Source organism: Rhodococcus sp. H36-A4 (assembly GCF_027158005.1).
In the GTDB taxonomy this organism is placed as follows: domain Bacteria; phylum Actinomycetota; class Actinomycetes; order Mycobacteriales; family Mycobacteriaceae; genus Rhodococcoides.
In genome coordinates this window covers 1-14,258 of record NZ_JAPVLQ010000002.1, presented here as the reverse complement: position 1 = coordinate 14,258, position 14,258 = coordinate 1, and the positions used below count along the sequence as shown (strand labels likewise).

Sequence of the window (14,258 nt, the reverse complement as noted above, 5' to 3'; positions counted from 1 at the left end):
GCGGGATCGGGGGAAACAACCGTGCGAGTCGACAGGGCGGCGGATGCGAATAAGGGATGTGGAAAACACGCTCACGAAATCGACGCTTAGAGTGTCCGGCATGGGGTATGACGTCGCACGTGTCAGAGGGTCGATTCCCTCACTGGGCGACGGTTGGATTCACCTCGACCCACAAAACGGGATGCAGATCCCCGATCGTGTGTCGACCGCGGTATCGACGGCGTTTCGTGGAAGTGCGCCGAATCACAACTCCGGACACATGTCCTCACGTCGTAGCGCCGGGCTCCTCGAAGCGGCCAGGCAGGCCATCGCCGACCTAGTCGGCGGTGATCCGGCAGGGGTAGTGCTCGGGCCCGATCGCGGAACGATGCTGGCCTGGCTGGCGGAGTCGCTGTCGACCCGTCTCGGGCTCGGGACCGGTCTGGTTCTCTCCCGGCTCGACGAGGAAGCGAACGTTGCGCCATGGCTGCGCATCGCCAATCGCCACGGCGCACGTGTGAGCTGGGCCGAGGTCGAGATCGACACCTGTGAGCTGCCCAGCTGGCAGTTCGAGGAGCTCATCACCTCCAGTACCCGTCTCGTAGCGGTCACCGCTGCGTCACCGATCGTCGGCTCGGCTCCCAACGTCCGGGTCGCGGCCGATCGTGTCCACGCCGTCGGCGGCCTCATCGTCGTCGATGCTGCAGGTGCGGCGCCGTACGCCCACGTCGATATCGAAGAACTCGGGGCCGACGTCCTCGCCGTCAACGCTTCCGCGTGGGGCGGGCCTCAGGTCGGTGCGCTCGTGTTTCGTGATCCCAGCTTGATCGACCGCATACCGTCGATGTCGCTCGACCCGTTTGCGAAGGGCGCCGAGCGGTTGGAGGTCAGTGGGCATCAATACGCATTGCTCGCCGGTGTCGTCTCCTCCATCGACTATCTCGCCAATCTCGACGAGGGCGCCACCGGGACGCGACGCGAACGCCTTCAGCTGTCCATCGGTTCGCTACAGGATTACCACGACAAACTGTTCGACTATTTGATTCGGCGACTGGCAACGCTCGATCATGTGATGGTTCTCGGCGACTCTCCGAGTCGCATTCCCACGCTCAGCTTCACAGTCTCGGGAACCTCTGCCGACAAGGTTGCCGAGCATCTCGCTCAGGCCCGGATCGGAACGGTCAGCGGAATCCACAGCGGAAGCCGGTTGCTCGATGCGTTGGGTGTCAACGACGAGGGTGGTGCCGTCACGATCGGGCTCGCTCCGTATACGACGCGATACGAGATCGATCAGTTCGTCGAAGCATTGTCCAAGCTGGCGTAGACGCCCGGACGGCACGAGGTAGGTACCGCCGGGCCTCTACTGCAGAATTACTGCACTCGCAGGATCACCTTGCCGATGGTGTCTTCGGCGTCGAGCATTCGATGTCCCAGGGCCGCATCGGTAATCGGAATTTCGGCGTGGATGACAGGACTGATCTGCCCTTCGCTGATCATCGGCCACAGGCGAGCGGTCATGTCCGAGACGATGTTCGCTTTACTCGAGGGACCGGTTTCGGGTCTACCGCGTAACCCAGCGGCGTGGACGGTTCCGCGTTTGCCGAGCAGCGCGCCGAAGTTCAACTCACCCTTGACGCCGCCCTGCATGCCGATCGTGATGAGCGTGCCGTCCATTGCGAGCGCATTCACGTTGGGCTGCAAGTACTTTGCGCCCATGTTGTCGAGTATCAGATCGGCACCGTGGCCGTCGGTTTCGGACCGCAACACCTCGACGAAGTCCTGGTTCTTGTAGTCGATGGTGATGTCCGCACCGAGCGTCCTACAGAAGTCGAGTTTGTACGTCGAGCCGGCTGTGACTGCGACGGTGACGCCGAACGCCTTTGCCACCTGAATGGCGTGCGTGCCGATGCCGCTACCGCCGCCGTGGATCAACAGGACCTGTCCGGATCGCATGCCGCCGTACATGACGAGATTCGACCACACAGTCGATGCCACCTCGGGAAGTGCCGCAGCTGCGTGCAGATCGAGCTCACCGGGAATGGGGAACAACTGGGTCGACGGCACGACGACCTGCTCTGCATACCCGCCCCCCGCGAGGAGTGCGCATACTCGGTCGCCGACCTTCCAGTCGTGTACGCCCTCGCCGAGCTCGGAAATCACGCCCGAACATTCGAGCCCCATAATGTCGCTCGCGCCGGGAGGCGGTGGGTAGTTGCCTTGCCGCTGCATGAGATCGGCACGGTTGATCGCGGTGGCAGCGACGTCGACGACGACTTGGCCACGGCCCGGGCGCGGATCTGGGACCTCGGTCCACGCCATGACGTCGGGGGACCCGAATTCGGTCAGTGTGATTGCGTGCATGGCTTCCAGCGTAGGCGCGGTGCCGTAGCCACATTCAACGTCCCAGCGGTGTGCAATTCCAGGCAACTTTTCGGCAAGTATTGTCGGGACAAATCGGACATCGAAGGCAGGGATTTACAAACTAGTAGCAGTCCTTGCCTAATATGGTCGGGTGACGGCCGAAAGATCCTTTGGTCCAGGGGGGGACCCGCAGTGGCTCGATGCTGCGGAAATGAGAGCGTGGCGCGCCTATGTAGACGGCGGCCAACGATTGATGGGGGTACTCAACAAGGATTTGCAGGACGCACATGGCCTGACAATGGCGGAGTACCGGATTTTGGTGATGCTGTCCGAATCACCGGACGGATCGCTACGTATGAGCGATCTCGCCGACGGCGTCCTGTCCTCGCGTAGCCGGCTGACCCACCAGATTCGCCGCATGGAAGGCGACGGGATGGTCTTGCGGAACACCTGCGTCGACGACGGCAGAGGCGTGCTGGCCGTCATCACCGACGAAGGCGCCCGCAGGCTCGCCGAAGCGGCTCCGACACATGTGTCGAGCGTCCGGAAGCATCTGGTCGATCTGCTGACACGGCGGCAGCTGACGGTACTCGGCGACATCTTCGAGGAGGTAGACGCAGCGATGGCGGAGTCGGAGGTACAGGCGCGGTGACCGACCGCGATTCGCCCCGCGGCGCACGGGGCGTTTAGTATCTTCTACGGAAGCGTGGCAGAGCGGCCCAATGCACTCGCCTTGAAAGCGAGAGACGTGTAAAAGCGTCCGGGGGTTCAAATCCCTCCGCTTCCGCTGTCAGGGAAGGCCCTGATCTCACCGAGAGGTGCAGGTCAGGGCCTTTTCTCTGCCGAAACCGCGACGGCCAGTGTTCCGTCTGGCCACGTTTTGGCCACACTTCGCGCCGAAACAGCACGATCGAGAGCGGTTGCAACGGCGTCGAGATCGTCATCGAACAGGTCCGCGTAGACATCGAGTGTCATCGCCGCCGAAGCGTGGCCGAGCATCCGCTGTAGCGCTTTCACGTTCACTCCCGCACTGATGGCCAGGCTTGCCGCAGTGTGCCGAAGATCGTGCGGAGTGAGCCGAGGTACCCCCGACTTGGCTACGGCCCGCGTGAACCATCCCGTCGAGCTGACCGAGCGTCGGAGGTACTCGCCACCGCGACCGGAGAACACCAGCTCGTCACGGCCTTTACCCTCGCATACCCGCGCCAGCTCGTCGACGAGAAAGGCCGGCACCGGGACGGCCCGCGACTTGTGCGACTTCGGAGTCCCGACGTGAATCTGCTGCTCGACCTGAACCGCGTTGTCGACAACATTCAGACGCCTCCGGAGTAGATCGAGATGACGAACACGTAGGCCGATCGCCTCGCCCCATCGCACACCGCAGTACGACAGGACGAGCACGAGCACCCGGTGCTGACCGGCTGCCGTCGCGAGCAGCTCGACGTCGTCGTGTGAGAGATACACGTGAGTCTTGCGTTGCTTGCGTGGCAGATTCTCGACGCCGCGTGCGGGATTCTTCGCCAGTCGCTTCGCCTTCACAGCTGAGTCGAGCACGCCAGCGAGAACACCGTAGGCGCGGATGATGACCGTCGCGCCCTTGCCAGCTCGACCGAGATCCCCGATCCATCGCTCGACGGAATCGAGCGTGATGTCCGCGAGTTGGACCGAGCCCCAACGCGGTTGAACGTGGACGCGCCATGCCGTTTCTATCGACTTGTAAGCAGACGGTTTAAGGTCAGATTCTTTGCGCTGCAACCAATTCGGGCCGAACTCCGAAACGGTGATCCGGCCGAGTTGTGGCGGCACGTACTCACCGCGCATCATCTCGACTTCGACGGTGGCAGCGAAGTCCTGGGCGAGCCGCTTGGACGTGAACCCGCGCTTCTGTGTCGACCGGCGCTCGGGAGTTCGGTAACGGACGCGCCAGCGTTTGCCGGCCGCTGTCTCGTAGGGCTCGATGGTGGCCATCAGTCGTCATCCTCGTCTTCGAATAGGTCACCGACACCGATACTGACAGACATGTCGACGTCGTTTCCGTTGGTCTGCATCCGACGTGCCACCCGAAGGTCGGTCGGAGCCGATTCGGACGCGCGGGCCGGGACCGACTGCGGCTGCAAAAACGGCGGTTGAGAACGCACAGCGAAGTCCAGCGACTGGGCGGTAAGTGATCGCATCCCGTCGAGGAAGTACCAGAAAAGTCCGGCGCGGACACCCGCCATTCCCGTCACTGCGATCTCGCGGTTTGAATCATAGTGCGCAGGCATTAGCAGCATGTTCGGCGAAACATCAAGTGCCACAGCGAAAGCCAGTAGGTCATCAACATCTACCCGTCGCGACCCTGTCTCCACTTGGCTGATCGACGAATTGCTGATCGGCCGGCCGACTTCGGTGAGGCGCTCCGATAGCGAACGAAGGGTGAGGTTGCGCTCACGTCGGATGCGCGCGATGTTCTCACGCACCGTCTCACCGGTCGGCCCGAGGGTGATTTGCTTTGCTGCCATGATCCAAATGTATCTCCGATCTTGCGAGCACGAAAGCGATGGTGTACGAATGAAGACAACCCAAGCAAGATTGGGATAATCGAAGCAAGGAGATGCCAGATGGAGAAGTCGCCGCTCGCAACGGCCGATGAGGCCGCCGAGTTCCTGCGCACAACCAGTAGGAAACTCGCGGAAGCTCGCTACAGAGGAAACGGGCCTCGTTTCGTGAAGCACGGTCGCCGAGTGCTCTACGCCTGGGCCGACCTGAAGTCGTACGTCGAGGCGAACACGTTCCAGCGCACCGATGACCGTCCAGTGAGTGCCTGATGCCATTCACGCCCGACCCGTACGAAAACGCCCCCGACGCCGGGCATGGCATCGAGGGCAATGAACCCAGCAACCAGGCAGGAGCAGATTCAATGAACAGCGTAGACCTAACCTCTACCGAGCCCGAGTGGATCACCTACGAAGATGTCGAGGAGTCGAACCTCGGCTATACCGTCGAGCACCGCCAGGTGGACGGACTGTTCGGCTGCGGCAACGTTGCCATCACCGTCGAGGCCCGGCGTGACAATGAAGGCACCATCCCGTTCGTCGCAGTCCGGACCGACCTCGAAGCCATGCTCGACGTGGACGGCATCGACCGCCTGATCGCAGCTCTCGCGTGGGCCCGTCAGGATCTCGCACGGGTCGCGGGTGATCTGCGATGACTTCAGCAACCCGCCTCATGCTCGTTGCCGATACGCCGCTGCCGAGCAATGGCGACCTGATCCAGAAGCATCTACGAATGCTCAAGCGGCGCAACGCATCCCAGAATACGATCGATGCGCGAGAGGGAGCGCTCAAGCGTCTGCAGAACTGGCTCGACTCGTCGCTGCTACTGGTCACGCTCACGGTGCTCGAAGACTGGCAGGACAGTCTCAAGGTCTCGGTGAGTTCGATCGCGACGTACACGATTCACGTGCGGAGCTTCTACAGATGGGCCGAAGAGCAAGGGCTTGTCACCACCGACCCTGCCCGGCACATGGTGGTGCCGAAGGTGCCGAGGCGGTTGTCCAGACCGATTACCGAGGCCGATCTGAGAGACGCGCTCACCGCATCGAAGTTCGATCCGCAGCTTCACTGCATGTTGCTGCTCGCGGCGTTCTGCGGACTGCGTGCCGCAGAGGTCGCGGCGTGCCGAGTCGAAGACTTCCGGCCCGGTGAGAGCAACGGGGGAGCCTTCCTCGTCGTGCACGGCAAGGGTGACAAGGATCGGGTGGTGCGCGTGCCACCGAAGGTGCTGGCCGAGATCGAAGCGCTGGGGAGGAAAGCCGGACCCGTGTTCCCGAATGCGCTCGGTGGACATTTGCGGCCGAACCGCGTCACTCAAGTGGCATCTCACTTCTTCCAGGGCATCGGTTTGTCGTACACCTTGCACAAACTGCGGCACCGCTTCGCCAACGCGCTCGCTGATCTCGGAGCCGACGTGCGCGACATTCAGTCGAGCCTCGGTCACGAGAGCCTGCAGACCACGACGCTCTACCTCGCAGCCAACTCTCGGCGCGGTGCCGCCTCGATCGACCAGCTCTCCGAGACCTTGGGCGGTGCGTGATGTTCGCGACGATCGATGAGATGACCGACGAGCCGGTGACCGTGACGGCCGAGGGTGACCGGGTGCGCATTCGTTACGGACGTGGCGCCACGCTGTCACTCGAAATCGGTGAAGCGGTGGATCTGGTTGACGCTGTCGCGACGGTGCTCGGTGAGGTAGCCGAGAAGCGATGAGTGCCGACCCACCGTTCCGCTTTGAGTGGGAGAGCTGCGTCAAGCGCTGTCGAATGCCTGGCAGCGCCAAGTTCCTCGCACTTACATTGGCCACATTCGGATCGTCCAAGACGGGAACGAACATCCACCCAAGTATCGCTCGTCTCGCGCGCGAGATGGAGGTCACCGAGCGGACCGTGATGCGTGGCATGAAGTGGCTTCGAGAGAACGGGTGGATCGTGCGCGAGAAGCAGGGCAACCGATGGAGGAATCAAGCGGACGAGTATCGGCTCTCGCTTCCAACTGATGTGCTTGAGCAGATGTGGCTGGACCCGAACAGTCATCCCTACGAGGGAAGTTCACCTGACACCAGTGTCACTCAGACTTCCGATCTCTACATGACACCAGCGTCACCTGGACTGATGGACCAGGCCGAAGTCTAGGTGACATTTGCGCAATGTCTACATGACATTTGCGCAAGTCCAAGTGACATTTGAGCCCGGTCTACATGACACCAGTGTCACCCCATCCTTAATGAACCTGGAAATAGAACCTGGAAATAGATCCTGAGTGGTTGCGTTCGAACTCAACCACCGACGTGCACGCGAGTGAGAGAAGAAAAATTATGATCAATCGGTTTGGTGAAGAGATCGAAGAACAGAGCCGCGACGACCGTCCACACGACCCACGCTGCCGCAAAGGCTGGCTCGGTTACGACCTCGACGGACGACCCATTCCGTGCCTGCAGTGTCGCCCACACCTACGCAAGACAGCCGACGTGTACGACTCGGGGGATAGGGCGTCGTGATCGCTGCGACTCGCGACGAAAGATCTCCTCCGCGGCAGGGAATGTTTTCTCACCCAGCGCTCGAAGTACACATGTACACCGCAATGTGAACATCCAAACAGGAGCCAAAATGACCGCAGAACGCAAGATTCGGCCGATCGATCGATCCAGGGCAGCGCGTGCAGTGCTCGCGTTTCTCGACAACGACCTGGGCCAGCTCAACCGCTCACTACTGGAGGCGAACGAGGCACGCGAGGTCGATCTTCTGATTGGGGCGCTCGCTGAGGGCCTGGGCGAAACGCTGGTGCAGTCCTTCGGCGAAGATGCCACGCACAAGCTCATGGATCGAGTCATCCTCGGCGAACAGACCGGATTTCTCTCGTGAGCGACGACCAGGAGCCGGAAGCGGTGCCCATGAAGTCCGTACCTATCGAGCCGGAACAGGGCTGGCCACCGGAGCGCCCGAAGCTGGTCGAAGTGCCGGCCGAAAACGCCGACGACTGGGATTCTCGAATCTGGCACTGATCGTGCGGTAGGGTCGATCTCGAAGTAAGCGATGAGGAGCCTTCGGGCCAAGTCACGAGATCGAGACTTCATCGGAGATAGCGCAGTTCGAGCCATCGGTCACAGCCGGTCAAGTGCATGAGGAGCCTTAGCGGGCCAAGTGCGTGAGGAACCAGCCTTCAATCCGCCCGCTCACTGGCAATCCCACACCCCCACTTTCGCGGTGCCTCGATGCACCCCCATTTGCCTACGGAGGCACAATGTTTCGAATCAAACAGCTCCAGGAAGAGGCGGTCGACGTCGTCAAATCGGCCCGTGCGATCGCCGAAAAGGCGACTGGTGAAGACCGAGAAATGAACACCGACGAGCGCGGCAGGTTCGATGCTGAGATGACCAAGGGCCGTGAACTGCTCGACCAACTCAAGGCTGCGAAAGAAAACGAAGCTGAAATCGAGACGCTGAAATCGCTCGGTGGGCCACTCGGACCGGACGACCGAAATCACTCCACCGGATCGAAGTTCCTCGGCATCACCGGACCGGCCGTCAAGGGTCTGGCTCGGTCGATCGCCGGAACAATGCTGCGCGAGGAGAACGGCCGTAAAGCGGTCGCTCCGGTCGGTGTCAGCCTCACTCAGATTCCGTTGCTCTCGCAGTCTCCTGTCGACCTACCGCGTGCGCTGCAGACCTTCCTCGAGGTCATCCCCAGCGCCACCGAGTCGGCACCCTCATGGTCGTATCTCAAGCAGACCGTGCGGACGAACAACGCCGCACCGGTCGCAGTCGGAGCGGTGAAGCCGACGTCGCTGTACACCTGGGACAAGGCTGACGGAGCGCTGCACGTCATCGCGCACATGTCCGAGCCGATCGACAAGTACCTGCTCGAAGATGTGAACTCGCTGACGTCGTGGATCGAGAACGAGCTGCTCTACGGCCTCCGGGTCGCAGTCGAGAACCAGGTACTCAACGGCAGTGGCACAGCCCCTGCACTGCGCGGTCTGAACAACGTCTCGGGCGTCCAGACTCAGGCATTCGCTACAAACCTGCTCACCACGGCGCGCCAGGCCATCACCAAGTTGGAGATCATCGGCAAGTCGCCCTCGGTGTTCGTGCTCTCGCCCTCGGACTGGGAGTCACTCGAACTGTCCTCGACTACCGCCGCCGCCGTCGACTACCGCGGACTGCCGGTTGATCGGGCGACGCAGAAGCTCTGGGGCGTGCCGGTCTCACTGTCGACGGCTCTCGCTGCCAAGGCGGGCGTGCTGCTCGACACGTCGACACTGCGGATCGTCACCGACACGCAGGGCGTCGAGCTGAAGTGGTCGGAGAACTACGCCGACGACTTCGCCAAGAACCAGTTGCGGGCACGCTGCGAGGGCCGTTTCGAGCTCGAAGTTCAGCAGCCGCTCGGCACCGTCAAGATCGCCACTCAGGCGGCATAGTCCTCGGCAGTCTCAGCCGTTCGCCTCCTAGGGCGCTGAGACTGCCGACCCGATCCACCCTCAATCTTTCAGGGCCGCTGCGAACGAGCCTGAAAGTCTCACTGTGGCAATTGAACTCGGAACTGCCTACATAAGCATCTTGCCCGAAACGAGCAAGATTGCACCCGGCGTCACTAAGGCTCTCGCGGGCGCAGAGGGCGGCGCAGCCGCGTCCGGTGGCCGCATGGGCGTCGGTCTACTCGGTGGCCTCACGAAGGCTGTCGGTATCGCTGGCGGCATCGGAACGGTGCTCTTTGGTGGGTCGATCCTCAAGGGTGGCCTCGACCGGCTGACGACCATCCAGGACGCGACCGCATCGCTCACCACCATCATGGGCGATGCGGGCAAGGCTGGCGCACTGCTCGGCGAGATCAAGAAGACCGTCCAGGGCACACCCTTCGCGCTCGAGGACTTCGCCACCGCTGGGAAGAACCTCGTTGCAATGGGCGTCGGAGCGGAGAAGGTTCCGGGCTACCTCACTGCAATCGGTGAAGCTGCAGCCGCATCGGGCAAGGGTGCCGAAGGTGTTTCGTCGATCACGGACGCCTTCGGCAAAATGGCCGCTACCGGCAAGGTCTCACTCGACCAGGTGAACACCATCGCCTACGCCGGCGTTCCCGCCTTGCAGATCCTCGCCAACGGCTTCGGTGTCACGACGGCCGAGATGTCGAAGATGATCTCCAAGGGTGCCGTACCGGCAGCCGAGGCGATGGACATGCTCTCGAAGGGCATTGTCGAAGGGTCAGACGGCGCAGCGGGCGCTACCGCTGCCTACGCGGGCACGATGGCCGGACTCCGCACAACCCTGTCGGGCGCCACCGGTGGGCTCAAATCCGCTGGCGACCGCCTCGGTGCTGCGATCCTCGCTCCGTTCCTGCCGATGGCAACGACCGGCATCAACAAGCTGACCTCCTTCACGGACACGCTCACCACCAAAGTCACCCCGATTGCGCAGAACGTCGCGGACACCATGACTAAGGTCGGGTCCGCATTCGCAACCAGTGGCGCGTCGATCGAGGGCAATGGAAGCGCCTTCGAGCGGGCAGCCGTTAAGGCGCGTCAGCTCACCGATGGTCTACAGGGCGTCTACGCGATTTTGGTGAACGGGGACTTCAAGGGCGCGAAGATGACCTTCGGGCTCGAAGAGGATTCGAAAGTCGTCGACACCCTGTTCCGTATCCGGGACGGCGCGATCGAGCTGATGGGTGCGTTCAAGGACCCGAGCTCGGAGAAGTTCTCCAGTGCGCTCAGCGGCATCGCGGCGGCGGGAGGTCCGGCAACCGAATCGATCAATTCCACCAGGGATGCGGGCGCGTCGATCATCGACACGTTCCAGCAAGTCGGTGCGGCGGTCGCGGTCGCGGGTACGTCGATTCTCGGCCTCGCGGGTGACTCGACGACGGTCGCGGCAGCGGGCATTTCAGTACTCGGTGATGCGATGGGGTTCCTCGCCGAAAATACGGAAATTGTTGCGCCACTGCTGATTACGCTTGCCGCCGCCATGGTTGCTGCGAAGGTAATCGACGAGGCGTATCAGATTGCGATCATCGCCCGCACGATCCTGATGCCCGCACAGATGCTTGTGCAGCGTCAGCTCACGCAGGCCCTGATCGCGCACACTGCAGCACTGCGATCGGACATTGTCGCCAACGGCGGCTCTGTTGCGGCTGAGCGGGCCTCGATCGCCTCGCGTGTTCAGAGCGCTGTCGCGACTCGCGCGCGGACTGTGGCCGCTACCGCCCATGCAGCAGCGACGAATACTGAGACCTCGGCGCTCGCACGGTTTGCTGCCGCTCAGCGGCTCGCTGCGGCCAATTCGGGTCTGCTGGTCGGAGGTATGCGGAACGCGGCAGCCGGTGTCGCCACGTTGGGTGCAGGCGCAGCCGGAGTCGGCGCGGCGGGCATGGGGGCACTTCGAACCGGAGCCGGTCGGGTCGCAAGCTTCCTCGGTGGCGGTGGCGGCTTCATGATCGGTATCGCAGCAGCGATCGGCGCGGTTATTGCCTTCAAGTCCTCCTCGGACAAGATGAACGAAGGACTCGAAGCGAACCGCAACTCGGCAGCCAACTGGGCGAACTCGATGATCGAGTTTCGTGGCAGTCTCGACGACGCATTCAGCTCCTCGGGCGGTGACACCGATTCCGGGGTCAAGTCCCTGGTGTCCGGTCAGCTGGAACAGATCGATGCCGACCTCGAGGCCGCATCCGAACGCATCCCCAACGCTTGGGACCGGATCACGGCATCGTTCCAGGACTCGTTCAGCTTTGGGGAGGGCACCAAGCTCGGTGACATCATGGATCTCGGCGACATCGGCCGTGACGCCGAGGAAGCGCAGGCAGCATTCGAAAGCCTGAATCTGTCGCAGCGAGATCTCACGGATGGTGTCACCGGGTCGGCGGCGCAGTGGAGCGACCTCAAGACGCAGCTGATGAGCACAGGCGAATCCGGTCAGATTGTTGTCGACAAATACCAGCAGATCCGCGACGAGTTCGTGCAGTCGCAGACGTCGGCCTCTCAGCTCAAGGATGCATTCGGAGCTATCGCCGAGGGTGGTGTCGGAGCGGCGACGGGTGTCGATTCGCTGACTTCGGCTATGTCACGTCTTCGTGGCGATCAGATGTCAGTGCAGGACGCGCAACAGCAGGTCAACGACAAGTTACGGGCATTCAGTGAGGCGGCTACTACCGCTGGCGCTTCGGTCATCAACGCTTCGGGTGAGATCGACACGGGCACGGCGGCGGGTTCGCGACTCTACGACTCGATGAAGGGCGTGCAGTCGGCCTTCGACCAGGCTGGCGCTTCGGCAGCACAGTCTGCAGTGGAGCAGGGCCTATCGGCCGCTGACACCGCAAACGCGATCGAAGCGGCCGGGCAACGGGTGCGCGACAGCTTCATCGACCAGGCGGTCGCTGCAGGCATCCCACTGGCCGAAGCTCAGAAGCTCGCCGACACCTATCGTCTATTCCCCGGAGAGATCAAGACCAACGTAGGACTCACTGGCGCTTCGGAAGCTGACACGCTCCTCGACGCCATCGCCAACAAGAAACGAATTGCGCGACTCTCGGTCGAGGTCGCAGACGGCACCAAATCGTATGGTGCCGCCTTCTCCGAAGCGTTCCCGGTCCCACAACGCGCCAACGGCGGCATCGATGGTCCGCTGCCCCGGAACGCTGAGATCCGCAATCCCGCGAAGCGACTCGTCCAGTGGGCCGAACCGGAAACGGGCGGCGAGGGATTCATTCCGTTGGCTCCCGCGAAGCGGCCTCGTTCTACGGCAATCCTCGGGCGCATAGCCGACATGTTCGGCTACCGCCTGGAGAAGTACGCAGACGGTGGTATTGCGAACGCGATCACAGCGGGGCAGGGCGTCACCGGTAACGAGTACCTCTGGGGCGGCACGGGCCCGTCAAACTTCGACTGCTCGGGATTCGTCGGCTGGCTGCAGCAGATCGCGATGGGAATCGTCGGGTCGACCAAGCGGCTCTACACGACCTACAGCCTGATCGAGGGGTCGACTGCAGGTCTGGAATCCGGGCTCGGACCCTCCGGCACTCTCTTTCAGGTGGGAGTGTCGGACGAGCACATGGCGGCGACTGTCGACGGACACAACGCAGAGTCGGGTGGAGCTCTCGGAGCCTCAGCGATCGACAACGGCGCGGCCGGTGCGGCCGACGCTCAGTTCGGGTACAAGTTCCACTTGCCGAATGCTCTACTCAATCCGCAGCCGACAGCCGCAGAAGCGCCGGCCGATTCCACCACACCGGACAGCTCGACGACACCGGCCACGACGAGCGACCCTGCACCGTCAGCAGCCGCGGCAAGTGCACCCGCCACTCCGGAACTGTTCTCCGTCGCCGACCGACTCAAGAAGCTCGGCTCGGACCTCAGCAGCGTTGCCGTCGACGCCATGCTCGAGCAGCTGCCGTTCGGGCTCGGTGAGTCGCGCTTTCTCTCGACTCCGCTAATCCCGGCAGCACCGAGTTCGTTCCCGAAGGAGGATCTCGCCAACCAGCTACCAGTGACGCCCGGTCAGCCGAACTGGCTCGTGGAGATGGACAAGGCACTCCGGCGACCTGCCAACGTCCCTGTGTTCGACACAGGCGGCGTGCTGGCCCCCGGGTACAACCTCGTGAACAACCTCACAGGCGGCAGGGAGACGCTGGCAAACGTGACGGGGTTGCTCGGAGCTGAGCCCGGTGGGCCCGTTATGGGTGCCGGTGGATCCGGTCCCGACTTCTCGATCAACCACGTCACGATCACTGGCCACGACACAAAGGAGGTCATGCGGCAGATGAACTCGCTACAGACACGGCAGATGATGCGATACGGCGGCAAGCCGTGATGGGCGTGGCCACACTTTGGCCACACTTGGCCACGAAGAAGGTCGATCCACGGAGATCAAGGAAGCACTAAAAGCGCTGGTGAAGAGTGGTTCACCGCATTGACCAGCAGGGCGCAAAAGGGTTCAAATCCCTCCGCTTCCGCCACCAAGGCCCTGATCTCACCAGTCGGTGTAGGTCAGGGCCTTTTGTCTGCTCCGCCCACAGTGGCAGCGTTCTCTGCCTACCTTTGCCCACCACGCTGCGCCCTAATCCTGGCAGCGTCCGGACGGTTGCCTAGTGCACGCTGTGCGGTCGCAGCATCATCAGAGCGGCGTTGACTCCAGCGCTGATGGAGGTGTCAGTTTTTCAGAATTCGACTGCCACGAGCTATGCGCCGTCCACCTGTTCGTAGTGTTCGACTACAGGGAACGGGTCATAGTAGTGATGCAGCAGTGTGCGCCACTCTTGGTATTCCGGAATTTGTCAAGGTGGATGAGTCCAGTGGGTGTTACGCCGCTATCGAATCGTGCTCTTGATCGGTGTCAGTTGTTTCTGCTGGTTTGTTGATCCACGCGGTGTCGGGGAGGTCGAGGATTTTCGG

General features: G+C 62.3%; 15 protein-coding genes and 1 tRNA gene. 13 read left to right on the top strand and 3 right to left on the bottom strand.

Annotation, left to right across the window (positions count from 1 at the left end; translation table 11 throughout):
• The first annotated feature begins 100 nt into the window (after positions 1-100).
• The gene (locus O1W68_RS05000) at positions 101-1,303 is read left to right on the top strand and encodes a cysteine desulfurase-like protein (protein ID WP_269301816.1); all 1,203 of its coding nucleotides are present in this window, start codon (positions 101-103) and stop codon (positions 1,301-1,303) included.
• Between the two features lie 47 nt (positions 1,304-1,350).
• On the opposite strand, the gene O1W68_RS04995 is transcribed toward O1W68_RS05000, so the two are convergent.
• Positions 1,351-2,340 carry an NAD(P)H-quinone oxidoreductase gene (locus O1W68_RS04995; protein ID WP_269301815.1) on the bottom strand — a complete coding sequence of 330 codons (990 nt, stop codon included), beginning with the start codon at positions 2,338-2,340 and terminating at the stop codon, positions 1,351-1,353.
• A 151-nt stretch (positions 2,341-2,491) separates the two neighbouring features.
• Here O1W68_RS04995 and O1W68_RS04990 point away from each other — a divergent pair, with 151 nt between their 5' ends.
• Both O1W68_RS04990 and O1W68_RS04985 read left to right on the top strand, forming a co-directional pair.
• The gene (locus O1W68_RS04990) at positions 2,492-2,992 is read left to right on the top strand and encodes a MarR family winged helix-turn-helix transcriptional regulator (RefSeq protein WP_442972285.1); all 501 of its coding nucleotides are present in this window, start codon (positions 2,492-2,494) and stop codon (positions 2,990-2,992) included.
• Between the two features lie 48 nt (positions 2,993-3,040).
• Positions 3,041-3,127: transfer RNA gene (locus tag O1W68_RS04985), tRNA-Ser, on the top strand.
• 38 nt (positions 3,128-3,165) lie between these two features.
• On the opposite strand, the gene O1W68_RS04980 is transcribed toward O1W68_RS04985, so the two are convergent.
• Both O1W68_RS04980 and O1W68_RS04975 read right to left on the bottom strand, forming a co-directional pair.
• Complete coding sequence (locus O1W68_RS04980) at positions 3,166-4,308, bottom strand: tyrosine-type recombinase/integrase (protein ID WP_269301813.1); 1,143 nt, start codon at positions 4,306-4,308, stop codon at positions 3,166-3,168.
• The gene (locus O1W68_RS04975) at positions 4,308-4,841 is read right to left on the bottom strand and encodes a helix-turn-helix domain-containing protein (protein ID WP_269301812.1); all 534 of its coding nucleotides are present in this window, start codon (positions 4,839-4,841) and stop codon (positions 4,308-4,310) included. Before O1W68_RS04975 ends, O1W68_RS04980 begins: the two co-directional genes overlap by 1 nt.
• A 99-nt stretch (positions 4,842-4,940) precedes the next feature.
• Between O1W68_RS04975 and O1W68_RS04970 the strand changes: the two genes are divergently transcribed.
• The 10 genes from O1W68_RS04970 to O1W68_RS04925 all read left to right on the top strand — a co-directional run bounded on the left by O1W68_RS04970 (position 4,941) and on the right by O1W68_RS04925 (position 13,677).
• On the top strand, positions 4,941-5,147 hold the full coding sequence (locus O1W68_RS04970) for a DNA-binding protein (protein WP_269301811.1): 207 nt from the start codon (positions 4,941-4,943) through the stop codon (positions 5,145-5,147).
• A 92-nt stretch (positions 5,148-5,239) separates the two neighbouring features.
• Entirely contained in the window at positions 5,240-5,530 is a 291-nt protein-coding gene (locus O1W68_RS04965) for a hypothetical protein (protein WP_269301810.1), read from the top strand.
• Positions 5,527-6,414 carry a tyrosine-type recombinase/integrase gene (locus O1W68_RS04960; RefSeq protein WP_269301809.1) on the top strand — a complete coding sequence of 296 codons (888 nt, stop codon included), beginning with the start codon at positions 5,527-5,529 and terminating at the stop codon, positions 6,412-6,414. Before O1W68_RS04965 ends, O1W68_RS04960 begins: the two co-directional genes overlap by 4 nt.
• A 20-nt stretch (positions 6,415-6,434) precedes the next feature.
• Positions 6,435-6,587 (top strand): hypothetical protein, encoded by a 153-nt coding sequence (locus O1W68_RS04955; RefSeq protein ID WP_269301808.1) that lies wholly within the window; start codon positions 6,435-6,437, stop codon positions 6,585-6,587.
• A gap of 53 nt (positions 6,588-6,640) precedes the next feature.
• Positions 6,641-7,009: a helix-turn-helix domain-containing protein gene (locus O1W68_RS04950; RefSeq protein ID WP_269301807.1), complete on the top strand. Its 369-nt coding sequence runs from the start codon at positions 6,641-6,643 to the stop codon at positions 7,007-7,009.
• 182 nt (positions 7,010-7,191) lie between these two features.
• On the top strand, positions 7,192-7,374 hold the full coding sequence (locus O1W68_RS04945) for a hypothetical protein (RefSeq protein ID WP_269301806.1): 183 nt from the start codon (positions 7,192-7,194) through the stop codon (positions 7,372-7,374).
• A 109-nt stretch (positions 7,375-7,483) separates the two neighbouring features.
• Positions 7,484-7,738, top strand: coding sequence for a hypothetical protein (locus O1W68_RS04940; protein ID WP_269301805.1), 255 nt, complete (start codon positions 7,484-7,486; stop codon positions 7,736-7,738).
• Positions 7,735-7,878, top strand: coding sequence for a hypothetical protein (locus tag O1W68_RS04935; protein ID WP_269301804.1), 144 nt, complete (start codon positions 7,735-7,737; stop codon positions 7,876-7,878). Before O1W68_RS04940 ends, O1W68_RS04935 begins: the two co-directional genes overlap by 4 nt.
• A 239-nt stretch (positions 7,879-8,117) precedes the next feature.
• Complete coding sequence (locus O1W68_RS04930) at positions 8,118-9,296, top strand: phage major capsid protein (RefSeq protein ID WP_269301803.1); 1,179 nt, start codon at positions 8,118-8,120, stop codon at positions 9,294-9,296.
• A 103-nt stretch (positions 9,297-9,399) separates the two neighbouring features.
• Positions 9,400-13,677, top strand: a complete 4,278-nt coding sequence (locus O1W68_RS04925; RefSeq protein WP_269301802.1) for a tape measure protein — start codon at positions 9,400-9,402, stop codon at positions 13,675-13,677.
• Positions 13,678-14,258 lie beyond the last annotated feature (581 nt).